At 38.0% G+C, this 23,546-nt stretch carries 24 protein-coding genes and 2 pseudogenes; 5 read left to right on the top strand and 21 right to left on the bottom strand.

Features of this window, described 5'->3' with window-relative positions:
* Nucleotides 1–326 precede the first annotated feature (326 nt).
* From B6D67_RS02570 to B6D67_RS02560, 3 genes are all read right to left on the bottom strand, one after another.
* Nucleotides 327–599, bottom strand: coding sequence for a PspC domain-containing protein (locus B6D67_RS02570; RefSeq protein ID WP_002985568.1), 273 nt, complete (start codon nucleotides 597–599; stop codon nucleotides 327–329).
* Nucleotides 600–662: 63 nt separating this feature from the next.
* Nucleotides 663–1,100: a SprT family protein gene (locus B6D67_RS02565; RefSeq protein ID WP_010922020.1), complete on the bottom strand. Its 438-nt coding sequence runs from the start codon at nucleotides 1,098–1,100 to the stop codon at nucleotides 663–665.
* The gene (locus B6D67_RS02560; protein ID WP_002991935.1) at nucleotides 1,087–3,219 is read right to left on the bottom strand and encodes a Tex family protein; all 2,133 of its coding nucleotides are present in this window, start codon (nucleotides 3,217–3,219) and stop codon (nucleotides 1,087–1,089) included. The genes B6D67_RS02565 and B6D67_RS02560 overlap by 14 nt, the downstream gene beginning before the upstream one ends.
* A gap of 233 nt (nucleotides 3,220–3,452) precedes the next feature.
* Between B6D67_RS02560 and B6D67_RS02555 the strand changes: the two genes are divergently transcribed.
* From B6D67_RS02555 to B6D67_RS02545, 3 genes are all read left to right on the top strand, one after another.
* A complete protein-coding gene (locus tag B6D67_RS02555) occupies nucleotides 3,453–3,608 on the top strand; it encodes an SPJ_0845 family protein (RefSeq protein ID WP_002985576.1) in 156 nt (51 codons plus the stop codon).
* A 147-nt stretch (nucleotides 3,609–3,755) separates the two neighbouring features.
* Nucleotides 3,756–4,658 (top strand): permease, encoded by a 903-nt coding sequence (locus B6D67_RS02550; RefSeq protein ID WP_002990594.1) that lies wholly within the window; start codon nucleotides 3,756–3,758, stop codon nucleotides 4,656–4,658.
* Complete coding sequence (locus tag B6D67_RS02545; RefSeq protein ID WP_010922018.1) at nucleotides 4,658–5,473, top strand: TIGR03943 family putative permease subunit; 816 nt, start codon at nucleotides 4,658–4,660, stop codon at nucleotides 5,471–5,473. Before B6D67_RS02550 ends, B6D67_RS02545 begins: the two co-directional genes overlap by 1 nt.
* Before the next feature lie 98 nt (nucleotides 5,474–5,571).
* Here B6D67_RS02545 and B6D67_RS02540 read toward each other — a convergent pair whose 3' ends face one another.
* From B6D67_RS02540 to licT, 3 genes are read right to left on the bottom strand one after another with little or no spacing between them, the layout of a single operon-like run.
* A complete protein-coding gene (locus B6D67_RS02540; protein WP_010922017.1) occupies nucleotides 5,572–6,996 on the bottom strand; it encodes a glycoside hydrolase family 1 protein in 1,425 nt (474 codons plus the stop codon).
* A gap of 18 nt (nucleotides 6,997–7,014) precedes the next feature.
* Nucleotides 7,015–8,877: a PTS beta-glucoside transporter subunit IIBCA gene (locus tag B6D67_RS02535; RefSeq protein ID WP_010922016.1), complete on the bottom strand. Its 1,863-nt coding sequence runs from the start codon at nucleotides 8,875–8,877 to the stop codon at nucleotides 7,015–7,017.
* 1 nt (nucleotide 8,878) lies between these two features.
* Nucleotides 8,879–9,721 (bottom strand): BglG family transcription antiterminator LicT, encoded by an 843-nt coding sequence (licT, locus tag B6D67_RS02530; protein WP_011285444.1) that lies wholly within the window; start codon nucleotides 9,719–9,721, stop codon nucleotides 8,879–8,881.
* 327 nt (nucleotides 9,722–10,048) lie between these two features.
* Here licT and B6D67_RS02525 point away from each other — a divergent pair, with 327 nt between their 5' ends.
* Nucleotides 10,049–11,416 (top strand): MFS transporter, encoded by a 1,368-nt coding sequence (locus tag B6D67_RS02525; protein ID WP_010922014.1) that lies wholly within the window; start codon nucleotides 10,049–10,051, stop codon nucleotides 11,414–11,416.
* 53 nt (nucleotides 11,417–11,469) lie between these two features.
* Here B6D67_RS02525 and ftsY read toward each other — a convergent pair whose 3' ends face one another.
* Genes ftsY through B6D67_RS02510 form a run of 3 tightly spaced genes read right to left on the bottom strand, consistent with a single transcriptional unit; the run spans nucleotide 11,470 to nucleotide 14,645 of the window.
* Complete coding sequence (ftsY, locus tag B6D67_RS02520) at nucleotides 11,470–13,020, bottom strand: signal recognition particle-docking protein FtsY (protein ID WP_010922013.1); 1,551 nt, start codon at nucleotides 13,018–13,020, stop codon at nucleotides 11,470–11,472.
* A complete protein-coding gene (locus B6D67_RS02515) occupies nucleotides 13,020–13,844 on the bottom strand; it encodes a Cof-type HAD-IIB family hydrolase (protein ID WP_010922012.1) in 825 nt (274 codons plus the stop codon). The genes ftsY and B6D67_RS02515 overlap by 1 nt, the downstream gene beginning before the upstream one ends.
* 3 nt (nucleotides 13,845–13,847) lie before the next feature.
* Complete coding sequence (locus B6D67_RS02510; protein ID WP_010922011.1) at nucleotides 13,848–14,645, bottom strand: Cof-type HAD-IIB family hydrolase; 798 nt, start codon at nucleotides 14,643–14,645, stop codon at nucleotides 13,848–13,850.
* A gap of 304 nt (nucleotides 14,646–14,949) precedes the next feature.
* Between B6D67_RS02510 and B6D67_RS02505 the strand changes: the two are divergent.
* Nucleotides 14,950–16,068: pseudogene (locus B6D67_RS02505) on the top strand (IS3 family transposase).
* A gap of 370 nt (nucleotides 16,069–16,438) precedes the next feature.
* On the opposite strand, the gene B6D67_RS10370 reads toward B6D67_RS02505, so the two are convergent.
* From B6D67_RS10370 to B6D67_RS10185, 12 genes and pseudogenes are all read right to left on the bottom strand, one after another.
* A complete protein-coding gene (locus B6D67_RS10370) occupies nucleotides 16,439–17,338 on the bottom strand; it encodes a class-II aminoacyl-tRNA synthetase family protein (protein ID WP_011285440.1) in 900 nt (299 codons plus the stop codon).
* A gap of 119 nt (nucleotides 17,339–17,457) precedes the next feature.
* Nucleotides 17,458–17,658, bottom strand: a complete 201-nt coding sequence (locus B6D67_RS02495) for a hypothetical protein (protein ID WP_011017514.1) — start codon at nucleotides 17,656–17,658, stop codon at nucleotides 17,458–17,460.
* Between the two features lie 12 nt (nucleotides 17,659–17,670).
* Nucleotides 17,671–18,585: a S66 family peptidase gene (locus B6D67_RS02490; protein WP_227868530.1), complete on the bottom strand. Its 915-nt coding sequence runs from the start codon at nucleotides 18,583–18,585 to the stop codon at nucleotides 17,671–17,673.
* A 29-nt stretch (nucleotides 18,586–18,614) separates the two neighbouring features.
* Nucleotides 18,615–19,862 (bottom strand): ATP-grasp domain-containing protein, encoded by a 1,248-nt coding sequence (locus tag B6D67_RS02485; protein ID WP_011285438.1) that lies wholly within the window; start codon nucleotides 19,860–19,862, stop codon nucleotides 18,615–18,617.
* Between the two features lie 13 nt (nucleotides 19,863–19,875).
* A complete protein-coding gene (locus B6D67_RS02480; RefSeq protein ID WP_029714029.1) occupies nucleotides 19,876–20,700 on the bottom strand; it encodes an asparagine synthetase A in 825 nt (274 codons plus the stop codon).
* Between the two features lie 23 nt (nucleotides 20,701–20,723).
* Complete coding sequence (locus B6D67_RS02475; RefSeq protein ID WP_011285437.1) at nucleotides 20,724–21,062, bottom strand: Fic family protein; 339 nt, start codon at nucleotides 21,060–21,062, stop codon at nucleotides 20,724–20,726.
* Nucleotides 21,063–21,478: 416 nt separating this feature from the next.
* Nucleotides 21,479–21,793 (bottom strand): hypothetical protein, encoded by a 315-nt coding sequence (locus tag B6D67_RS10540; protein ID WP_011285436.1) that lies wholly within the window; start codon nucleotides 21,791–21,793, stop codon nucleotides 21,479–21,481.
* Nucleotides 21,794–21,903: 110 nt separating this feature from the next.
* Nucleotides 21,904–22,311: pseudogene (locus tag B6D67_RS02465) on the bottom strand (phage portal protein); the annotation flags it as partial.
* A gap of 104 nt (nucleotides 22,312–22,415) precedes the next feature.
* Complete coding sequence (locus B6D67_RS02460) at nucleotides 22,416–22,688, bottom strand: hypothetical protein (protein WP_010922005.1); 273 nt, start codon at nucleotides 22,686–22,688, stop codon at nucleotides 22,416–22,418.
* A gap of 18 nt (nucleotides 22,689–22,706) precedes the next feature.
* Nucleotides 22,707–23,012: a type II toxin-antitoxin system RelE/ParE family toxin gene (locus tag B6D67_RS02455; RefSeq protein WP_011285435.1), complete on the bottom strand. Its 306-nt coding sequence runs from the start codon at nucleotides 23,010–23,012 to the stop codon at nucleotides 22,707–22,709.
* A complete protein-coding gene (locus B6D67_RS02450) occupies nucleotides 23,012–23,314 on the bottom strand; it encodes a type II toxin-antitoxin system RelB/DinJ family antitoxin (RefSeq protein ID WP_002991611.1) in 303 nt (100 codons plus the stop codon). The genes B6D67_RS02455 and B6D67_RS02450 overlap by 1 nt, the downstream gene beginning before the upstream one ends.
* Before the next feature lie 54 nt (nucleotides 23,315–23,368).
* Nucleotides 23,369–23,527, bottom strand: coding sequence for a terminase (locus B6D67_RS10185; RefSeq protein WP_227868691.1), 159 nt, complete (start codon nucleotides 23,525–23,527; stop codon nucleotides 23,369–23,371).
* Between the last annotated feature and the right edge of the window lie 19 nt (nucleotides 23,528–23,546).

The raw sequence follows: 23,546 nt of genomic DNA, 5'->3' as shown, positions 1-23,546 counted from the left end.
TTAGACCCTTGCAAATACTCATTTTTTCACTACTAAATGAGAACAACGACACCAAAAATGGTCTTAGCTCTATTAAAAACTAGGTTTTATCATTTAGAGATATGAGTCAAAAATAAGACAATGGCAAACAAATACTTTACTAGTATCATTGAGCAATTAGTGCTTATTATGGTGTTTAAAAAGGTATCATCTTACTAAGTCAAAAAGCAAAAAGCCTCATCATAGTTGATAAGACCCTTCGCTTACTTACATATCAAAACATTTTATTATCATCAGTTAATCACATGGTTGCTCTTACGTGATGAATTATCATTTTAACTGATTATTTACCAGAACCAACCATCTTCTTCTTCATTTAAGACATCAGCGTCTTTACGACGACGAGGACCTCGGCCATAACGTTCTTCAAGCAAGTCTTCCTTGTAAGGTAAGAAGATGGCCAACAAAATATAAAGCAAAACTCCAAAACCAGTTCCGTAAATAAGAAGAGCCGCTAAGACACGCGCTAGAGCAAGATCCCAACCATACTTATCTGCTAAACCAGCAATAACACCTGCAACCAAGCGATTTTTTCGCTGTTTATAGAATTTAGTTTCCACGTTTCTTTACCTCCTCATTCTATGATACTAGTTTACATTGTTTTTCGCAAAATAAAACCAGTCTTACGACTGATTTTTTTCCATAAGTTTCCCGTGGCAATTTCCACAAACATATTTAGCCAGATTGATACGCCTTTTTCGTTGATAAACCTGCCCACAGGTTTGGCAACTATAATGATGATTAGTCTTTGATTTAGAGCTAGTTGGGACATAACGAAGCCCGTTTACTTGAGCTAGCAGATCTTTGAAATCCCTATCTTTATGATGGTACCCTCTTCCTTCAAAATAAAGATGGTAATGGCAGAGCTCATGGCGAACAATTTTCCGAAAAATAAGCTCACCGTGCTCCTCAAGCATCCTAGGGTTAAAATCCAAATGACCATCTTTTGGAAAAAAGCGACCGCCAGTTGTTTTTAGGCGCTTGTTCCAATAAGCCTTGTGGTGAAGTGGTTTGCCAAAATCAGCCAGGGAAACTTCTTGGACATAATTAGTGAGTGTCACGCGGTGGCAATAGGCTGAGATTGACCTTGTGGCGGTCCAAGTCAATCTTAGAGACCCAAACAGTTACCAAGTCACCCACTGAAACAACTTGACTAGGGTGGTTGACAAAGGTTTTGCTCATTTCAGAAATGTGAATAAGCCCATCTTCATGAACACCAATGTCTACAAAAGCACCAAAGTCAACGACGTTTCTCACAGTTCCTTCAAGCTTCTGGCCAATTTCCAAATCTTTCAAATCAAGGATATCTTGACGTAAGATTGGTGCTTCAAAGTCATCACGAAGGTCACGACCCGGTTTAAGGAGATCAGCAATGATATCTTTAAGGGTTTCCTGCCCAATAGCCAATGTTTCTGCCATTTGGGGAACTTGAACTGCTGCTAAAGTTGCCTTGGCAGCGTCGTCCAAGTCCTGAATACCAAGTACCTTAAAGAGTTCTTTGACTGCTGGGTAGGACTCGGGGTGAACTCCTGTGTTGTCTAAAATATTTTTGGCTCCTGGAATTCTGAGAAAACCTGCTGCTTGCTCAAACGCCTTGGCTCCTAAACGCGGCACTTTTTTGATGTCAGCGCGTGATGTCAGTGCTCCATTTTCTTCGCGGTATTTGACAATATTTTCTGAAATCGTTTTGTTCAAACCTGACACATGTGCTAATAAAGATGGACTAGCCGTGTTCACATTAACACCGACTTGGTTAACCACAGTATCCACAACAAAACCAAGATTCTCACTCAACTTTTTCTGACTCACATCGTGCTGGTACTGACCGACGCCAATAGATTTAGGATCAATTTTAACCAATTCTGCGAGTGGGTCTTGCAAGCGACGAGCAATAGAAATAGCAGAGCGCTTCTCCACTGTGAGGTCTGGAAACTCATGGCGGGCTAACTCTGACGCTGAATAAACAGAAGCACCGCTTTCGTTAACGATGACATAGGACGTATTTGGGAAATCTTTCAAAACGTCTGCTACAAAGGCTTCACTTTCCCGACTGGCTGTTCCGTTTCCAATGGCAATAATATCAATCTGGTAAGTCTCAATGAGCTGAGTCAGTGTTTCTTTAGCTGCTTGAATCTTCGTTTGGCTAGCTGGTGCTACGGGATAAATAACCTGAGTAGTCAACAATTTTCCAGTCTGATCAACGATAGCCAATTTTGCACCTGTTCGAAAGGCAGGGTCAAACCCAAGAACCATTTTCCCTTTTAAAGGAGACACTAACAAAAGATGACGGAGATTTTCAGAAAAGAGGTGGATAGCCCCATCTTCTGCGGCATCACTGAGTTCTGAACGAACCCGTCTTTCCATAGCTGGAACAATTTTCTTTTTGATGGTCTGATTGATGACCTCTTCAATATAAGGGTTGGTTTCTTTGAACCGCACACTGAAAAAGCGTTGCATTTTCTCCAAGTTATGCTCAAAAGACACTTTTAAGATGCCTAACTTTTCGCCACGGTTAAGGGCTAAAGTACGATATCCTTGCATGTTAGACACTTGGTCAGAAAAATCGTAATAGATTTGGAAAACCTTTTTCTCATCCAACTGCTCATCTTTAAGCGTTGATACTAAGCGGCTGTACTGCCAAATCTCATTGTAGGTCCAAGAGCGTAATTTAGCATCTTCTGACATGGCCTCCACAAGGATGTCCACAGCTCCTGCTAGAGCTTCTTGTGGGCTGGCAAATCCTTCTGTGACAAAGGGTTCTGCTGCTGTTTCAAGGTTTTGCGCATTTTGTAAAATCAAACGTGCTAATGGGAACAAGCCTGCTTCACGCGCAATCGTCGCTTTTGTACGGCGTTTTTCCTTATAAGGCAGGTACAACTCTTCCAAATCAGCGAGTTTCTCGGTTGCTTCAATACTCGTTCGTAACTGATCTGTCAGTTTTCCCTGTTCCTCAATTTTAGCGAGAATGGTTGCTTTGCGCTCATTCAGGGTAGTGAGAGACTTATCCATATCAATAATGGACTTAATCACCACTTCATCTAGATTTCCTGTTACTTCTTTACGGTAACGTGCAATAAAGGGAATGGTATTGCCTTGTGCTGTTAGGGCAAGCACCTGTTCAATTTGATGGAGACTAACTGACAAAGCCTCTGCAATGTTGTGATTATTGTTATTTTCCATAATATTGCTATTATAACACAAACCATGTTAATGCAAAAAATGATAGCGAAACATTGTCCTAATATAAAGTTGCGTAAAGAATCAAAAAAAGCTACTTTTAGTAAATAACTGACGAAACCCTAAATAACAATACCTAATTTTAAAAAAGAAAGAAGTAAACAACACTTCCGCTTTGGCATTGTTCTCAAATGATAGTATAATAGACTTATCTTGAATGAAAGAAGGTCATAGATATGGCAATTACCCATAAAAAAAATGATGAACTTGAAAAAATGCTAGCAGGCTTTGCATCAATCCCTAGTTTTGATAAGCCTTTGGAAGTCAATACTGATGGTAAACTAGCGACCAAAGAAAAAACGACAGAACAAACAAAACCAAGCAAACCATAGCTAGTTTGTCTCATTCTCTTAACATATCGTCCATTCGTTTAAACTGAGTTGAGAGATTTTTAGCGATCAGGCTAACAAAACGTATCAGTCGAGGCTGAACATTCGTGTTTCAGCCTCCTCTTTTATCATCTAGAAAGGATATGGTGAATGTCACTCTTTTCCAACCTTCCTCCCAGTGTCTTGCAATGGTTTGCGATTTTTATGTCCATTATCATTGAAGCTCTTCCTTTTGTGCTCCTAGGAACTATTTTATCTGGTTGTATTGAAGTCTTTGTAACGCCAGAATTGGTTCAAAAATACCTACCTAAGCAAAAATGCTTGCGCATTCTGTTTGGAACCTTTGTTGGATTTGTTTTTCCTTCTTGTGAATGCGGGATTATTCCCATCATCAACCGCTTTTTGGAAAAAAAGGTGCCTAGTTATACGGCCGTCCCTTTTCTGGCAACAGCGCCTATCATTAATCCTATTGTTTTGTTCGCTACTTATTCTGCTTTTGGGAATTCTTTGCGCTTTCTGATACTTCGCTTGGTCGGTGCTGCACTAGTAGCCATTACACTTGGGGTAATGTTAGCTTTTATTGTAGATGATAACATTCTCAAGGATAATGCTCAACCCGTGCATTTTCATGATTATTCTCATGAAAGCTTGCCAAAACGCATTTATCTAGCACTGGTACATGCTATTGATGAATTCTTCGACACCGGTAGGTATCTCGTATTTGGAACCTTGATTGCCTCTGCCATGCAAATATATGTCCCAACTCGTGTGTTGACAACGATTGGGCACAATCCCTTGACAGCCATTTTGATCATGATGCTGATGGCTTTCATTCTATCATTATGTAGTGAAGCCGATGCCTTTATCGGAGCTTCCTTATTATCCACCTTTGGAGTGGCTCCAGTTCTTGCCTTTCTTTTAATTGGTCCTATGGTGGATATTAAAAACCTTATGATGATGGTAAAGGCTTTTAAAGGACGCTTCATTGTCCAATTTATCGGCGTATCCGTTCTTATGATTGCCGTTTATTGTTTACTTGTGGGGGTGCTCTAATGATTCGCTTTTTAATTTTAGCTGGCTATTTTGAACTAACCATGTATCTCCAGCTGTCTGGCAAACTGGATCAGTACATCAATGTTCGGTATTCTTACCTTGCTTATATTTCCATGATTTTATCTTTCATTTTAGCTCTTGTTCAACTCTATACCTGGATGAAAAACATTAAGGTACATAGCCATTTAACAGGAAAAATCGCAAGGCTGACGAGTCCTTTTATCTTGGTCTTTCCTGTTTTGATTGGTCTCCTTGTGCCGACCGTGACCTTAGATTCCACCACGGTTTCTGCTAAAGGCTATACTTTCCCATTGGCTGCGGGAGCCTCTAAAACGGGAGTCAGTGATGACGGTACCACCATTCAATACCTCAAACCTGATACCAGCCTTTACTTTACAAAGTCTGCCTACCAAAAGGAGATGCGTCAAGAACTCCATAAATATAAAGGCAAGAAACCGGTCACCATTACCACTGAAAATTATATGGAAGTGATGGAATTGATCTATCTCTACCCAGATGAGTTTCTTGATCGTGACATCCAATACACTGGCTTTGTTTATAACGAACCGGGCCATGACAACTACCAATTCCTTTTCCGCTTCGGCATTATTCACTGTATTGCCGACTCAGGAGTGTACGGACTTTTGACCACAGGTAATCAAACCAGCTACCCTAACAACACATGGCTAACAGTTAAAGGTCGCCTTCATATGGAATATGATAAAAACTTAGAACAACATCTACCTGTCCTTCAACTTGCTGAGGTTCATCAAACCAAAGAACCTAATAATCCTTATGTTTACCGCGTTTTTTAAAGACTAATAAAAAAGCACTTGTTTTTTATCAAAACAAATGCTTTTTGAGTTTTATCAGTTAGCATAGGAACAGAGTCACCATCTTAAACAAGACCTATTTAGGAAAAATTATCCTCAAGGTAACGTCCATTGGTTTGAATGACTTGTCGGTACCAATCAAATGATTTTTTCTTATAGCGTGTGAGTTGACCAGTACCATCATCATTTCGGTCAACATAAATAAAACCGTAGCGTTTACTTAATTGGGCTGTTGACATAGAGACACAATCAATACAGCCCCAAGAAGTGTAACCCATGACCTCAACGCCATCTTCAATCGCTTTGGCAACTTGTACGAGATGCTGACTCATGTAGTCAATGCGATAATCATCGTGAACCGTCATGCTGCCATCTGCGGTTTGCACCAGCTGATCCTTTGCACCTAAGCCATTTTCAACAATAAACAAAGGAATCTGGTAGCGGTCATAGTACTGATTCAAGACCAATCGCAGACCAATTGGGTCTATCTGCCAACCCCACTCCGAAGATTCTAAATATGGATTGGACAAACCACCTAGAATATTTCCCTGACCAGATGTGTAAGCTTCAGGATTGTGGGCTTGTGTGACACTCATGTAATAGCTAAAGGATAGAAAATCAACCGTATGTTCCGCTAATAATTCCTTGTCTCCGTCTTCAAAAACAATCTCAATCCCATTTTCTTTAAAATACGACTTAATATATGAAGGATACTTGCCTCTCACATGAATATCTGAAAATAAGAGATTAAGATTTTCAAATGCATGCGCAGCAAGTATATCACGAGGATCAGAGGTCATTGGGTAAGCAGGCATCGCCAAAATCATACACCCAACTTTAACATCAGGATTGATTTCATGCGCTAGCTTTGTGACACTAGCAGATGCTACCAATTCATGATGAATAGCTTGGTATAAATCTTGCAGGCTCAGCTTTTCTTTTTCTGTCATGATGCCACCACTGGTAAAGGGCATGTGTAAAATCGAGTTGACTTCGTTAAAGGTCAACCAGTATTTGACTTTGTCCTTATAGCGTTCCATGACTGTCTGAGCAAAGCGCTCAAAAAAGCCAATCAGACGTCTATCTGTCCAACCATTATAGGCTTTGGCCAAATGCAGAGGTGTCTCATAATGCGACAAGGTCACTAAGGGTTCGATGCCATAGTTCAACAATTCATCGAATAAGTCATCATAAAATTGCAAACCTGCTTCATTGGGCTGGTCATCGTCACCATTTGGAAAAATACGAGACCAAGCAATAGACGTTCGAAAGACTTTAAAGCCCATCTCGGCAAAAAGAGCAATGTCTTCTTTGTAGCGGTGGTAAAAATCAATCGCCTCTAAAGTTAAATTATCGCTGGTAGGACTATCTGTCCATTCTCCTAGTCCACCATTTGGTAGAACATCTTGTACGGACAAACCTTTTGCGTCTGCCTCAAATGCTCCTTCCACTTGGTTGGCAGCTACTGCGCCGCCCCATAAGAAATCTTTTGGAAAAATTCCCATTCTCCCTCTCCTTTTAGGTTATAAAATGACTAACAAAGCGTCCTCTTTAGTCACCATTTTTTTGTCATCTTGAATAATAATCTCCAACTGCTCAGCCGAATTGGTCACGACCACAGGACTGATGAGTGAATAGCCTTTTGAAGTAATGAAATCAATATCCATTTTTAGAAGTGCCTGGCCTCGTTTCACGACATCGCCAACAGACACTAACTGCTCGAAACCTTGCCCTTTTAACTCAACCGTATCAATACCGACATGAATCAAGACTTCCACACCACGTGTGTTTTTTAAGGCAACAGCATGCTTGGTTGGAAAGAAAGTGATGACTTCACCATCAAAGGGGGCATAGACCTCACCTTCGCTTGGTAATATGGCAAATCCTTCTCCTAATAACTTGGAAGAAAAGGTTTCATCAGGAACTTCTGATAGAAAAAGCATCTCACCTGTCATTGGAGCATACAACGTTTGTTTGGTTGACAAGCCGCTCTTAACTTGTGACATATCTGCTGCAACACTCACTTGCTTTGGGGACTCTTCATCAATTCCCATGAACCAAGTCAAACTGAAGGCTAACACAATCGTCGCAGTTCCGGCAATCAAAGCATTTGTAAAATTAGCTCCGCCTGATGGGTTGATGTACTGTGGTAAACCAATAATAGAAGGTACGACAAAGGTATAAGAAGCAATATTGACAAAACCAATAAAGGCTCCAACCAGACCACCTGAAATCATGGCTGCATAGAGTGGCTTTTTAAATTTCAGTGTGACCCCATAAAGTGCCGGTTCCGTGATACCTGCCAGCAAAGCTGAAATCCCCGCGGCAAGGGCAACTTGACGTGTTTGTTTCTGCTTTGTTTTAAAGGCAACAGCCAAAGATGCGGCTCCTTGAGCCAAATTAGAAGCCAACATTGCTGGTAAAATCAAGACATCTGGTGTTGCGACCGAAGCGGCCAAAAAGATTGGTGCAAAAGCCCAGTGCATCCCCGTCATGACAACAAGCGGCATAATCGCTCCCAAAATAGCAAGTGCTAGCCACGGAGCCACATGATAAATAGCGAGCATGGTATTAGATAACCCTTGACCAATAATCACACCAAGAGGACCTACAACCACTAAAGCCAAAAAGCCAGAAATCAAAATGATTAAGGTTGGCTGTAAGAAGCTTTTCATCACGCTTGGCACCAAGCGATTGACCCATTTTTCAATGTATTGCATCAAGTAAACCATCATCAAAATGGGAATAACAGATGAGCCATAGCTAGCAGGAGTGACTGGTGCTCCAAATAAAGTCAATGGTTTACCTTCTGCTACCATTGCAACAAAGGCAGGATGCAATAAAATCCCTGCGATCGTCGCTGCTAAAACAGGTGTCACCTTAAAGCGCGCCGCTGCTGAATAGGCAATCATGACAGGCATAAAATAATAAGCCGCATCGCCAAAGAAGTTAATAAAGGCAACGGTTTGAGAGTCCGCACTCGCTAAGCCAAGCATAGGAAGCAAGATTCCCACCACTTTGAGCATTCCACCACCAAGAAGGGCTGGAATCAGCGGTGTAATCACGCCAGCAATGGTTTCAATCAAGCGCTCAAGGATACTTCCTTTCGCTTTTGAAGAATGATCTTCATCTTGATTGTCAAAATGCCCTAGGCTTAAAAAGGCTTGGTAATAATTATTGACATCATTGCCCAAGATAATTTGGTACTGGCCGTTTTTGCGCATCACGCCAATCACATTTGAAATGGCTTTGACTTGCTGATCTTTAACTTTCTCATCATTTTTCAGTACTAAGCGTAGACGTGTTACACAGTGTGTCACACGTTGAATATTTGTTTTGCCACCAACCGCCGCTAAAATAGCCTTGGCAGTTTCTTGATACGTCATATTAAGTCTCCTTTAAATGTTTCACTAAACGTTTAACATGAACCGTCAAATACAAAAGTTCGCTTGAATTAAGGTGGTAGTTGTACCGCTTTTTTATCTCCTCACTAATATCTAAGACGCACCGATATTCTTTAGGGTATTTCGTTTTCACCACTAAAAGCAGTTCCGCATCATCATCATCGTAAGACATCTGTGATAACACACGTTGAGCAAATAATTTAATATGGGTCATAAAGCGGTAATAATCGATGGATGTGTCATCCAATTCTGTTTTGAAGTCTGTTTTGATTTTTTGCTCAATATAAGAAACAATCTCCGTCAGGCGATGTGGCTCCTTAAAAGGAGTGTCCAAACTAGCATTGACAAAATGCATGGCAATAAAAGCTGCTTCATCAATAGCTAGAGTGACTCCTAGATTACGCTCAATTAGCTCTAAGGCTTTTACCCCTAGACTATATTCATCAGGATAATAGCGTTGAATTTCCCACCGTAGTGGGTTATGAATCAACATTCCTTGCTCATGCCTTTCAATAGCAGAGTGAATATGATCCGTTAAATTAATATAGAGAATTTCATCTAAGGTTTTGCCTAATTTAATTTTACCTAGATTGATAATTCTCTCTGAGCAAGCAACAACTTCTTGTGGCACCGTAATAAATAACTCTGTGAAGCGATTCATATTGTCACTATTTTTTAAAACAAATGATGTTTCGATAGCATTAAGCTCAATACTATCTCCAACTTTTTTTCCAAAGGCAATCCCTTTTCCCATCAATAAAATATCTAATCCTTGATGGTTGGTCGAAATCGCCGCATTATGGTTTAAAACGCGTTTAATCAACATAAAAGTCCTAGTCCTTTAGTATCACAATAAAAAATGACCTATCCAAAAGCTCGCTAAAAAGCACTTTTCAAATAGGTCCCTGCTCACAAAACTGTGATAACATCCTTTAATATTCTGATTGTTATGTCTCTAGCCTGCTTACCTGAAGTAATCACATCTGAGAACGCTTTAATGTTATCATCTCTTTAAGATTCTGTCAAGCGTTTTCAAAAAATTCTCTGAAAGAGCAACTATTGTTATTCGTATCTATTGATTTAGCAAAAAAGAGTTTCTGACAATTTTAAGATTATATGATACAATAACAATCGATTAGATAAAGGAGTTATCATGTCACATCATCAACAAACCGTTTCAAAACAAACAATTATGGCGATTATCGCCATAGCACTCATTGGTTTTTCAGGAATTTTGTCTGAAACCAGTATGAATGTCACCTTCCCGACACTGATGTCAGTCTATCAGTTACCCTTAAATAGCTTGCAATGGATGACGACCATTTATTTACTAGCAGTGGCGATTATGATGACCACTTCGGCTACACTGAAAAAAAATGTGCGGGAAAGACCCCTCTTTTTTATGGCCACAGGTCTTTTTACATTTGGCACCATCTTGGCCGTTCTGACCCAGTCCTTTGCGATCATGTTGCTAGCCCGCATTTTTCAAGGCATTGGTACTGGTCTGGTAATGCCTCAGATGTTTAATATTATTTTAGAGCGTGTCCCAATGCATAAGGTAGGTCTATTTATGGGATTTGCTGGTCTTATTATTAGCTTAGCACCTGCTTTTGGGCCTACTTATGGGGGCTTTATGATTAGCCATTTTAGTTGGCAATGGATTTTTATCTGTATACTCCCTGTACCACTGATTGCAGGTATTCTAGCTTATTATTACCTCGAAGATTCTCCAGTAAGCGAAAAAGTACCCTTTGACTGGTTGGCATTTATTGCACTATCGATTAGCTTAACTTCTGCCTTATTAGCTATTACTAGTCTAGAAAACGGCAGTGTTAATTTGTATTACTTAGGGCTTTTTATTCTCAGCTTTATCCTCTTCCTCTACAAGAATCTCACAGCTAAGCAACCCTTTCTTGATATTCGCATTCTCAAAATTCCCTCTCTAACCTTTGGCCTGATTCCCTTTTTTGTCTTCCAGCTGATTAATTTAGGCATAAATTTTCTAACGCCAAACTTTATTGTCATGGAAAAGATTGCTAATAGTTCTCAAGCTGGTATGGTGTTACTACCTGGTACCTTACTCGGAGCTCTACTAGCACCTGCTTTTGGTAAACTTTATGATCAAAAAGGAGCAAGACTTTCGCTTTATTTAGGAAATGCCTTATTTAGTTTATCATTGATTATTATGACACTTCAAACAAGACATTTTATGCTTTTACCATTCACTCTTTTATATATTTTATTCACGTTTGGGCGTAACATGGGCTTTAATAATAGCTTAGCCACGGCTATTCGAGAATTGCCTGCCGAGAAAAATGCCGATGCCACGGCCATTTTTCAGATGATGCAGCAATTTGCTGGCGCTCTAGGAACTGCTATGGCATCACTGATAGCAAATAGTCAAGCAGAATTCACAAGCGGTGTCCAGTCTGTCTACCTTCTCTTTACTATTTTTGCTCTACTTGATTTTATCTTTTTCTTTGCTATGTTTTACCATTTAGGGAAAAAAGGATTAGCCTAAGATGACATACTAAAAACCAGTCTCGTTCAATAAAACGAGACTGGTTTTTGCTGTTATAAGATACCTTCCAAAAGGCCTTTCATAAAGTCTTCTGAGTGGAATTCTCCAATATCATCCACTTTTTCACCAAATCCGATAAACTTGACTGGAATGTCTAATTCTTGACGGATGGCTAGGACTACACCACCTTTGGCCGTGCCATCAATTTTCGTTAAAATCAAACCTGTTAATGGTGTTATTTTTGAAAATTCCTTGGCTTGGCTAAGCGCATTTTGTCCTGTTGACGCATCTAAGGCCAAAAGCGTTTCATGAGGGGCATCTGGTAGCACGCGCTTAATGATACGACCCATTTTTTCCAGCTCTGCCATGAGATTTTCTTTGTTTTGCAGGCGACCAGCCGTGTCAATCAGGAGAATATCTACACCTTTTGCCACAGCTTTTTCCATCCCGTCAAAAACAACAGACGCTGGATCAGCCTTTTCAGGGCCAGTAATGACTGGCACATCTACTCGGCGTCCCCATTCGACTAGCTGAGCCACAGCCCCTGCTCGGAAGGTATCTGCTGCCACCAACATGACTTTTTTACCTTCTTGTTTGTAACGGTAAGCCAGCTTCCCGATTGAAGTCGTTTTACCAACCCCGTTAACACCTACAAAAAGCATAACCGTCAAGCCATCTTGATAATTAATGGCTTCATTATAACGCCCATCTTTTTCATAGATATCTACCAATTTTTCCACAATCACACGTTTCAAGGCATCTGGTTTTTTCGCATTTTCCAGTTTGGCTTCATAACGCAACTCCTCTGTCAAAGTTGTCGCCACATGTACACCGACATCTGATAAGATCAGCATTTCTTCCAAGTCTTCAAAGAATTCTTCATCCACTCGCCTGAAATTGGCAAAGAAACTGTTCAGACGAGCTGAGAAGCCAGTCCGCGTTTTTTTCAAGCTACGCTTGTATTTTTCTTGATCTGTCTCAGGAATGGTATCGTGGGTTGCCTTGTTTTGAGAAGCTTCTGCTGAGGTAGAGGCCTGATTTTCTTGTGGAACTTCTTCTGGCATCACTGGAACCGTTGCCGCTGCTTTTTCTTGAAGGCTTTTTTCAAGAGCAGCCTTACGACGGTAGTAGTCTTCCATAACCTGTTGGCTACTGGATTGCTCTTTTGAAGTGTCTACTGCTTCTTCATTCGCCGAATCATTTGAGGCATCAGCTTGGGCTTGTTTTGTTGGAAACTGTTCCACAACTGGCTGGTCAACAAGGTCTTTTGGTTCTGATGCCGTAGATTGACTAAGTTCACTTACCTTAAGGTCTGTTTTGTCGGCAGCAAACTCATTGGTATCTTCTGATGGATGATTACTATTGTCACCTGTTTCTTCCTCAACCAGTGCGTTTACTGAAGCTGCTTCGGGACCATTTTCCACCGAACCTGCGCCCTCTGAAGAAACGTCCTCTTGTTGAACCGCCTCAATCTTGTCTTGCTCATTGGCTTTTTCAGAAAGCTCCTCTTTCTGAGTTGTTTCTGTCAAAAGATTTTCTTCTAACTTTTCCTCAGCTACCTTCGGGGTTTCTTTTTTCCCAAATAAACGATCAAATAATCCCATTAACTCTCCTCTTCTAAAATAAATGTCTTCACAGCTTCTGCAACTCCAGACTCATCATTGGTCAAGGTGGTCACGGCATCGGCATCGGCTTTAGCTCCTGAAACACCATTAGCCATAGCTACTCCAAGTCCTGCCCATTCTAACATCGCAAAGTCGTTAGCTTCGTCTCCCATAGCCATGACATGTCTAGCGTCAAGGCCAAGGTGCTGACAAAGCAAGTTTAATCCAAAAGCTTTATCAATGCCTTTTGGCATGATTTCAAAAATAATATCTCGTGATTTAAAGGCTTCAAAATCCTCAAATAAGCTTGGGGATAGCTTTATAATCTGCTGATCCAAAAAGTCTGGATCGGTGACTGTCACAATTTTGTTATAGGTAATGTCTTTTGGTAGTTCCGCTACAGATGTCACCTCAATAAAGGTCAACAGTGGGTTAGCTAGATGGTACTGCGAATGCCTACCGTCCTTACTTGGAATGCTATACACATCCCCACCACTGATAATATCTGTTGGTAAGCCAACCGCCTCTAAAGCTTGCTGAATCTGGCAAACCTGGTCAAAACTGAGAGAACTCTTATCCAAAACCTCCCCTGTATTTCGCTGAACCAACCCCCCATTAAAGGTAATACTGTAGTCATCGTGGTCAAGCAAGTCCAACTCTTCTAGCAAGTTACCGATGGCCTTTAGAGGGCGACCTGTGGTAATAACCACCTTAACCCCTTTTTCTCTAGCCGCTGCTAAGGCTTTTTTATTGGCATCTGTGACAATTTTTTCAGTGTTGTAGAGGGTACCGTCTAAATCAAGCGCCAAAATTCTAATATTCATGAGTTACACTAGTCCTTTTAAATACGTTAGTACTGCTCCGTCATTACAGTGGCCAATGACTTGGTCTGAAATCACTTTGATTTCAGGTCTTGCATTTTCCGTAGCAATAGCCCTACCAGCAAACTCCAACATCTGGTAATCATTAAAATTATCCCCAAAAGCAATCGTTTCTGCTTTCTTAATGCCCAAGGCTTGACAAAGATGCTCCATACCAAAGCCCTTATTCACCTCTTTTAAGATAATATCAATGGAATCAAAGCCGGTGGTCACTGCAGTGGCATAAGGGAGGGCTTGATTCAACCAATCGCTTCCTTCTAAGACGGTATGGCCTGTGAAGTTGGTAGAAACTTTAAAAATGGCGTCATTCTCCATATCTTCAAAACCATTAATAACCTTAACATTAGCATAGTAATGTTTTGTTTTTTGAATGTACTCTTCTGATGCGCCTTTTAAAATATAGGCTGCCTTTTGCCCAGAAAAAACCATACCTGTTTCTACATAGTGAGGATTGGCTAAAATCTTTTTTGCAACTTCGGTATACTGCTCTTTGGTCATCATATCTGCAAATAGAATCTCACCACGGTATTGAACCACGGAACCATTTTCTGCAATAACAGCAATCTGATCCAAAAAGGGCTCAAAGAGCTGATCAATGGCTAAGAGCGAGCGGCCACTCGAAACCGCAAATAAAATGCCTTTTTCGGCTAACTTTGGCAAGAGCGCAGCTAGTTGCTCTTGATTATAAGTACCATCTTCAGCTAGGAAAGTACCATCCATATCTGTTGCTATTAGTTTTATCATACAATGTCTCCTTTTTTTACTCTAGGGGGGTGCAAACGCCATTTAGGGTGTGCACTTTTTAACGATTTAAATAAGCCCCATCATTTCTGCATTCTGTTCAATTTTTCTTATTATATCATAAAAAGCAGCTTTCATTCCATTCGTAAAAAACAGCCAGATTATATTTCGATAACCTGACCGTTTTTGAAGTGAACTGCTACTTTTTTTATTTTTATAAATGACCACTGGATGTATACTATAAAAGTAGACAAAACTTTGTGTGTTACAATCTGTTTTAAAAGACACAAAAACGAAAGGACAGCCTATGTCAACAGTTAAACGCTATGATGAAGAATTCAAACAATCTCTTGTTAACCTTTATCAAACTGGAAAAACTCGGTCTGAACTCTGTAAAGACTATGGGGTATCCGCTTCTGCGCTTGCAAAATGGATCAAACAGTATTCCCAAGTCAAACTCGAAGATAATTCTGTACTTACTGCCAAGCAAATACAAGAGCTACAAAAACGTAATGCGCAGCTTGAAGAGGAGAACCTTATCCTAAAAAAAGCAAGTGCCATATTCATGCAAAACTTAAAGTAAGACTCCTCGCTGTTTATCGGTTACGCTTTGAACACGTCACAACAACCTTGTATCGTGTTTTACGTGTCAATCGCTCCACTTACTATAAATTTCTAAAACATAAGCCCTCAAAAAGAGAATTGGATAATCAAATTTATAGAAAACAAATACTTGAGATTTATACCAAAGCAAACAAAAGACTTGGTGTGAAGTCTATCAAAGTCATTCTTCAAAGAGACTACGACACAAAAATCTCTGAAGGAAGAATTTACCGTCTAATGAAGAATATGGCGCTCCCTAAAATGGCTACCGTTAAGCCAAAAACAGCTCTTAAAAGGACTCAAAAAACGTATCCTCAAAACTTACTCAACCAGAAATTTAATCCTGACAAACCTAATCAAGTATGGTCTACTGACTTCACCTATATTTCTATTGGATATAAGAAATATGTCTATCTCTGCGCAATACTTGATCTCTATTCTAGAAAATGTATTGCTTGGAAACTGAGTCACCGTATGGATGCAAAGTTAGCATGTGACACTCTAGAATTAGCTCTTAATAAAAGAAAGATTGAAGGAACACTTCTCTTTCATTCCGACCAAGGGTCACAATTTAAGGCCAGGGAATTGAGAAAAATAATTGATGACAACACTATCATGCATTCTTTTTCTAAACCTGGATATCCTTATGATAATGCCGTAACTGAAGCATTTTTCAAGTATTTAAAGCATAGACAAATCAACCAAAAAAAGTATCAAACAGGTTCAATTAGACTGCTTTGAATACATTGAGAATTTTTATAACAATTACAACCCACATACGGCTAATCTAGGACTAACCCCTAATCAGAAAGAAGAAAATTAGTTTAACGTAATAAAATAACACGGTTTTCTGTCTACTTATTTGACATTAGTCCAAAATACATCCTAATGGTGTCGCTTTTTTTATTTCACTAGACATTCGTTCTAGTTTAGGATATAAGAAGGTCTCAAATTTTTTTCAGGATGTTTATTCCAAACATCCAATCACCTTTCTATATAACTGTTCATTTAGTGGTATAGACAAACAGAAATACTCCGTTTCTAGTTTCATAGAAGACGGAGTATTTTTTAGTAGAGACGTCTGGATTGATAGATAGTTGGTATATAGCTCATCCCTACTAGGCTTTCATTATAGACTATGGTGGGTTTCGTTGACAACAATATGTGATTATTATTCTAAATGACAGTATACATCAACTATCAAGTATGCTTTTAATTTTATTTTTTAAAGCTACAGATGAAAATCTGTATTCCATACTTCCATCTAATCGAACAATAATATAATGATGTCTCGAATATAATTCATGTTTAAAAAACTTTTTGATTTTTTTATAAGGAAACTCAAAAACGGAACAATGATACCCACTTAATTTATTTGCTAATTCAAGACAATTCTTATAGATTTTCACATCTATTTTTTCAACTAATATCATTATTCTATCTTCAATTTCATACTCAATCTCTTGTGATAAAACAGTGGTTCCTATTCCCATGCAAACTCCTAATACGTTTACTTTATTAAATTTAGAAACCATATCATCAATTCTACCACCATCAGCAATATCAAATATGTCACCTGACTTAGTTCGTATGAAGATTTTATAGTTCATACTTGAATAATGTCCTGTTCCATATAAATTAGATAATGAAAAGTAAATGCAATCTACTGGTAAAAAGTTTTTTACATACTCATACAAGACTAAAACTTTTATAAATTCCTGTTTCACCAGTTTGTTACTTATTTTTGAAATAAGACTAATTAAGAGTTCCATATTTATTTTATCTTTTTCATAAAGACATTTTATGATTTCTATGTCATTATTACACAAATATTTACCCAATATTGCTTCAATTGAAATATCTTCAAATCTTAACTTTTTAGATAAATCTTTCTCCAAAACATCAAATATATTTTTGTTAGACAGTTGAATAAATTCTACTTTAATTCCTTTAAATCGTTGCAAGCCTCGCCAAGTTGCAACTATTATTTCTGCATCCACATAAGCTGATTCTATTCCCCATGCACCTAATAATATTTGATTAAATTGTCTTCTATAACCTTTATATGTAGGAATTCTATCTCTAAATAACACTCTGTCTTGAATCCACTTTACAGGTATTTGTTGTGGTAAGTTAGCTATACAACGGCGACATACTAAGTGCCAAATCTGATTGGAGGGCGTATACTGACTCTTCTTTTACTCTATGAACTTCAAATATTTTTGTATTTTGTATAATGAACATCGGTTGCATCTAAGTATTTTTTTCTATGCTCTACCATAGCAATCTTCATCTGTTGAAAGCCAAATTTTTCTGACTCCTCTACAAAAACATTATGAATATGATTTATTTTTTCTACTTCTTCCTCAAAAACATCATAGAAACCCGTTAATTTACTTTCTCTATTGTTCATATACCACCTCTTTTAGCTTAAACTCAACGTAATTTTACCACCAATAGGCATTAAACAGCTAGGATGGGTATGACCACAATCAAAATTCAATAAAATAGGAATCTTTCTATGCCCTACAAATTCATTAATGATATCATTAATAACATCGCTATTTTCCCCTATTGTTTCAAATTTTGAAATAATAAGTCCTCCTATTTTATCAAAAATACCATGTAAGGCAAGCGTTGTGAAATTCCTATATAGTCTTCCTAGATCCGTATATACATCTTCTAACAAGAGTATGGTATCCTCTGTTATTTTTGGCATATACTCAGTTCCTATTATTCCTACAATGGTATCGAGATTTCCTCCGATCAAAGTACCATTAAATTCACCTTTGTTAAAAATAATCCACTCATTTTTATTTGTTTTTTTGGTTCTTTCATAGGTTTCCCAATTTATCCACTCATCCGTCCAAACATCTGGTATTTGTACCATTAAGGTTTCGCACTTACTCTGAAGCATGAAGTCAAAATAGAAATAATTTAATTCATTAAACGGTTCAAACTCTCCAAAATTAGAGATAACGCTCTGAGACAGGTAAGTTATACATCCAGTCTTTTTATATAAGGCTAAAGCAAGAGCTGTTGTGTCAGAATATCCAATAAAGATAGGAGATTTCTGTTTAAATAGATCGTAGTCTATATACTTTAATACAGAATTAGAATTGTAGCCACCTATGGAAGTCATGATGACATCCACACGCGGAATAAGTTGATTTAATTCTTCAGCTCTGTCTTGAACTCCTCCTGAAATTTCCCCTCTATAACCTTCTTTTCCTGTTAAATTTCCCTCTACTATAGTAAATCCTTTATTTTGTAAAAATTCTACTCCTCTCTTATATCGTTTCTGATAATGAAATGTCCCCGGATAGGAGGGTGAACAAATACCTATAGATTTGATGTTTCTTTCACTATTTACTCTATTGACAATGATTTTAATATTTCTTTCATCTCCTTTTCTAGCACAGCGTATTCCTTGTTTTCCAAACAGACATATCCTACTCTCTCATTACTCCAATTAATCGGATTTGGCAATACAGTTCCTTCCTTTTTATATATCTTTTCTTCAAATATTAGTGAAGTTTTAGGTGCATCGTAACTCACTCCATTAAATATTTTTCCGTAATTCTCTGGATTGAGTCTGAAAAATACAATTCCTGAAAACTTATTAGTGTCTGTATTTAACTCTTCTTGTAAACCTAGTCTAGCTTTTAAATAAGTATTATAAAAATCAAATCCCTTGACTATAAAGCTGTTTTTCATTAAGTTTGGAATACAATCTCCACCGATTCTTGCTCCAATTTCTATTAAAATAATATCTCCATTTCTTCCAATTCTAAATTCTGTATGAGTCGTAATATGATTTAATTGCAAAATTTGATGTAATTTTTCTGCCCAAGAATATACTCTACTTTTTTCTTCTTTGTTTAAATTTGAAGGGAAAATATGGCCTATTTCATCCATAAATAATTTTTCATCCACTATTTTTTTAGTTATCCCTAGAGGTGTATAGATTCCATTTCTTACCACGCTCTCTAAGCTATATTCTTCTCCATCAATAAACTCTTCCACCAAAACTCTAGGTTCTAAATTATATAATTCCCCCAATTCATATACCCCTGAAGCTATGTAAACCGGAAATTTTACATTAAGCATTTGAGAAACTGCTTGTTGTAATTCTGAAAAATTATAAACTTTTTTCACTCCTATACTTGCTAAAAAAGAGGTTGGTTTCACTATTAATGGATATTTCCAATTGATTATTTTATTTGTATCTGAAAATTGATTGATAATTTTATATTTGGGCATTTTTAGTCCACCAGCTTCACATACCATTCTCATTCGATCTTTAAACCTGAATGATTGAGAATCTAGCGATGAAATAGGGTTCAATCCTAATTCTTTTGAAATATCATCAGCTATATGCGTTAAAGCTTCATCCCAACAAGCAACAGCATCAATAGAATATTTGAGCTCTTTAATTTGTTCAATCGTCTTTCCAAAATTTCTAAAGCTGGTTTCAATTGTTTCTACAAACAACTCTGGATACATCGTAGGAATTTCTGATACTGAAAAGAAATTATACTCCGTACTATTGTTAATTAAATCATAACATATAGTTATCTCTGGACCTCCACCTACAATTAAAATATTCTTTTTCATTTTTCTTCCTCCTTTATGGTAAATAATCAATCCCATTTTCTCTACTGATTAATTGAACTTTTCGAACATCATCGCACTTCAATATCCACGCTATTAAACGCTCTACTCCTAAACCAAATCCTGAAGATTTCATAGGTCTTGTTTTTTTCATTTCTAAATACCAACTATATTCAGAAGCATCTACTTGTAAATAATTCATATTTTCTACAACTTCTTCATATGTTTCGCATCTTTCTCCACAACCTACAGTTTCGCCTATTCCTAACAACAAATCTGCATTATAGGCAAATAGATGATCTGTTGAGAACCTTTGATAAAAAAGGACACTTTTACAGGGATAATTTTTTACCCAAACTACTCCCTCAAAATGTTCCATTAATTTCTTTTCCCCAACATCTGTTAACACATAAAAATGATGTTCATCATTATATTCCAATGAATCTATTTCATTTTCCAATATAGTACAAGCCTCTTCAAACGTAATAATTGGTATCTTTCGATCAATAAAACTTTCCAAATGACTTACATCTTTTGTTATAGCAAAAATACTATCTCGACACTCTCTAAGAATTTCACTAACCAGAAACTTAATATATCTATCCACTAAATTCATCACATAGTGTAAATCTCCCTCTATCTCACACTCACTATGATAAAATTGCGATAAATGTCGATGATCTACTGCTTCTCCTCTAAAAGTAGGCATTAAGTAATGAACTCCTGACTTTGGAAAAAGTCTAAGTATATACTCTAAGTGAAACTGCATCGAATCTGCAAGATAGGTATCAACATCAAATAAGGAAATTTTTACAGGTAGCGAATCACTCCCCAACCCCATAGGACTTGTGATTGACGATGTTGTTATCGGTAAATGTACTGTTGAAATTTCTTCATTTTAAAAAAATGTGATTCATCATAGGGAGTTAGCGTTAAAATTTCTTCATAAGCTTCATAAGCGTTTTTTACTTCTCTTATCTCACGGGGGTTCCCTAACACTCTTTTCCCATCAATAATGGCTGTTATTTGTTCTACTGTTAAAGAATTTTGTTCAATAGCGAGTGATGAGTGAATAGACTGAATACGATTTTCTTTTCTTAATTTTAAATCTTTCTGTACTTGTAATTCTAAATTACCAATAATTTTAGAAATCTCTACTACCTTATTTAACATGGTATTCGTAACTGTAAAAGGTGGTTTCATCATTTTCTCCTTACAATCTTTTTTCTTATTTATACCATAAAAATAAATTTATCGCTCGTTCTTCAAGCGATAAAACAAGCGATAAACTATTACAATTTATTTTAAATTCTTTAACGATTACTAACTTTTTAACGTTATTATTTTCAAACACTCTACATAAAATTACCCTAGAGTATTAAAATTCCCACTCAAACTCCTAGTCCCTTTGTTTCAAGCTATTTAGAACTTTTATTGTATTATCCACTTTATTCCTATTTCTGTTGCTATTAGTTTTATCATACAATCTAACCTTTACCCTTTTTAGGGAGTGCAAAATTCAAATGAATCGTGCATCTCAACTCCCAATATAACTTCTTTCATTATACCACAGATAAACTAAAAAAGGACGTGCCGAATTGATACGCCCTTGCCTTTTATCAATCAATCCGTACGCCATTTTTGAAGGTTAGGCTGATGTGCTTGTCTACTTTTATATCCAACCTTTCAACACTTGTCTGCCAGAGTTCTCCCTTTGGACCAGGAGTTAAAGAGATGGTTGTAAGGTCAGCTTGTGTCGCTAGACTTTCCCCTCTCACCTTTAGGAGCGGTGTGTCAATGGAAAGATTCCCATTCCCATCCCTATCCCAACTAAAGACTGGAGTATTCTGTCCTGGAATAACGACCTTATCAGCTTCAACTTCTAGGCTCTTCACATACTCTGATAGAATCTGTTGGGAGATAAGCCTTGGCATCCATGCTGAACTAGAGACGGTCAACTCATCAATCTTAGCTTTGTGAAGTGCTGCAATTCGTGCTTCTAAGGCATCCGTTGCCAGATAATCAAGAGCAGCTTTCTTATCAGAACGCTCGCCTTCTGCTTTAGCAGTAGCGATACCATACCACTTTTATCTCGTATAATCTGTACATAGGCATTTCCCCATATCAAAAGATGGCTCATGATTGTCTCTCGAAAGATAAAGGAGGACATCTCTGGATTGGGTTCATCATGAAGAAGAAAGTACAGTGGGTGGTCCAGCTTTTTCTCCTTCCCATTTTCTGTCCGTTCATAGATGTGAATAGGAAGTGACGCCACCGCTTCAGCAAGAACACGCACACAGGCATAGACTGCCGTCGTCTGCATAGTCTTAAACTCATCCACATTCTCGCCACTAGTCGTGCGACCAAAGAGGTAGGAAAAGTCCTGACCTTCATAACTGTTTTGGGGCTTATCTCTAGCCCTTTTTCTTCCAATTAAATCAAGTAGTCCCATAAGCCCTCCTTATTTTGGGGTACAAAAAAAGCACCTCCTTTGAAGTGCTTTCGGTATATTTCTTTCAAAGTAATCAACAGTCTTTCTTACAAAACCTAGTATTCTCATTCTGTCAATTCCTTAAATGCGTCAAGATGTCGTGATAATACTGAAGTCGCAATCTCATCTAACCTTGCTTGTTCAACAGCTGTTGTCATCTGCTCATCACTGCTTATACTTTGGTGATCCGCTGATAGTTTGCTATCAGATGGACTTAACACCAAAGTTCCATCAGTTGATTTATAAAGGTTAAACTCCTGATTCTCTTGAATGCCAAATAGGTCAGGTATCGGAGGATAGATGTCATCACCAATTTGTATCGTCTTTACGAGTTCCATACATCACTCTCCCTTACTTTACCAATTATTCATATGACGTGATCCATAGACGACCGCAACAATTATAACTTCATCTTCCAGAACATGATATACAATGCGATATTTTTTGACAATCAGTTGTCTGAAGGTATAGCCTTTTCCAATCAGATCCTCAATGATGGCACAACGTTCAGGAAAAATGGATAGTGATAACATTCCTTGGGATAACCTCTCAAGAAGATCATCCGCTGCCTGTGGTGCACAGAGTTCATCACGAACATAGTGATAGATGCTCAGCAAATCTGCTTTAGCATCATCCGACATGGTGACCTGATATTCTTTCATTAAGCATTTTCCTTCAATTGAAATAGAAATTCTCTGACATCCTGACGGTTGCCAGTTTTCGCATCTTCAAAGCTGGTGATAAGCTTATCATAAAACTTCTCCTGACTCATGTAATCAACATTAACTCGTTGAGGCGCTTCAGGTAGAGAAACATCAAATGGGATACCCCCAGTCAAAATAATCTGATTCAAAAACATATCAATCGCAGTTGACATAGGAATACCTAAGCGTTTCAAAATATCATCTGCCGCACTTTTTACTGAATCATCAACTCGTAAATTCAAAGTTCCCGTTTTAGCCATGGTTATCCTCCTTTTTTGTAACGACATTGTATCACGTTTTTAGAGTTGACTCAACTAAAAACTCAATATCCCTCGCTCATCATAGACGCTAGCTTCATCACCTTGGCGGCAAATGCAACGGTCAAGCCCCAGGATAAGACCTACAATACCGTCAATCTTCTCAACAGATTTTTCCTTATCTGGCTTGATGTTGCCTCCAGGGGCTTGTCGCATCACCACGTTTTGTCCCATC

Source organism: Streptococcus pyogenes, assembly GCF_002055535.1.
GTDB classification, from domain to species: domain Bacteria; phylum Bacillota; class Bacilli; order Lactobacillales; family Streptococcaceae; genus Streptococcus; species Streptococcus pyogenes.
This window is presented reverse-complemented; position numbering and strand designations above follow the sequence as displayed.

Bases quoted from the DNA above. Each gene is read 5' to 3' on its own strand.
- B6D67_RS02545 (WP_010922018.1), top strand. From the start codon at position 4,658: ATGATTCGCTTTTTAATTTTAGCTGGCTATTTTGAACTAACCATGTAT.
- B6D67_RS02540 (WP_010922017.1), bottom strand. From the start codon at position 6,996: ATGGGAATTTTTCCAAAAGATTTCTTATGGGGCGGCGCAGTAGCTGCC.
- licT (WP_011285444.1), bottom strand. From the start codon at position 9,721: ATGTTGATTAAACGCGTTTTAAACCATAATGCGGCGATTTCGACCAAC.
- B6D67_RS02510 (WP_010922011.1), bottom strand. From the start codon at position 14,645: ATGATAAAACTAATAGCAACAGATATGGATGGTACTTTCCTAGCTGAA.
- B6D67_RS02535 (WP_010922016.1), bottom strand. From the start codon at position 8,877: ATGACGTATCAAGAAACTGCCAAGGCTATTTTAGCGGCGGTTGGTGGC.
- B6D67_RS02485 (WP_011285438.1), bottom strand. From the start codon at position 19,862: ATGAAAAAGAATATTTTAATTGTAGGTGGAGGTCCAGAGATAACTATA.
- B6D67_RS02515 (WP_010922012.1), bottom strand. From the start codon at position 13,844: ATGAATATTAGAATTTTGGCGCTTGATTTAGACGGTACCCTCTACAAC.
- B6D67_RS10185 (WP_227868691.1), bottom strand. From the start codon at position 23,527: ATGCGACAAGCCCCTGGAGGCAACATCAAGCCAGATAAGGAAAAATCT.
- B6D67_RS02460 (WP_010922005.1), bottom strand. From the start codon at position 22,688: ATGGAACTCGTAAAGACGATACAAATTGGTGATGACATCTATCCTCCG.
- B6D67_RS02480 (WP_029714029.1), bottom strand. From the start codon at position 20,700: ATGGGGTTGGGGAGTGATTCGCTACCTGTAAAAATTTCCTTATTTGAT.
- B6D67_RS10540 (WP_011285436.1), bottom strand. From the start codon at position 21,793: ATGCCAAGGCTTATCTCCCAACAGATTCTATCAGAGTATGTGAAGAGC.
- B6D67_RS02495 (WP_011017514.1), bottom strand. From the start codon at position 17,658: ATGAACAATAGAGAAAGTAAATTAACGGGTTTCTATGATGTTTTTGAG.
- B6D67_RS02455 (WP_011285435.1), bottom strand. From the start codon at position 23,012: ATGAAAGAATATCAGGTCACCATGTCGGATGATGCTAAAGCAGATTTG.
- B6D67_RS02475 (WP_011285437.1), bottom strand. From the start codon at position 21,062: ATGAAACCACCTTTTACAGTTACGAATACCATGTTAAATAAGGTAGTA.
- B6D67_RS02555 (WP_002985576.1), top strand. From the start codon at position 3,453: ATGGCAATTACCCATAAAAAAAATGATGAACTTGAAAAAATGCTAGCA.
- B6D67_RS02560 (WP_002991935.1), bottom strand. From the start codon at position 3,219: ATGGAAAATAACAATAATCACAACATTGCAGAGGCTTTGTCAGTTAGT.
- B6D67_RS02450 (WP_002991611.1), bottom strand. From the start codon at position 23,314: ATGGCTAAAACGGGAACTTTGAATTTACGAGTTGATGATTCAGTAAAA.
- B6D67_RS02525 (WP_010922014.1), top strand. From the start codon at position 10,049: ATGTCACATCATCAACAAACCGTTTCAAAACAAACAATTATGGCGATT.
- B6D67_RS02550 (WP_002990594.1), top strand. From the start codon at position 3,756: ATGTCACTCTTTTCCAACCTTCCTCCCAGTGTCTTGCAATGGTTTGCG.
- ftsY (WP_010922013.1), bottom strand. From the start codon at position 13,020: ATGGGATTATTTGATCGTTTATTTGGGAAAAAAGAAACCCCGAAGGTA.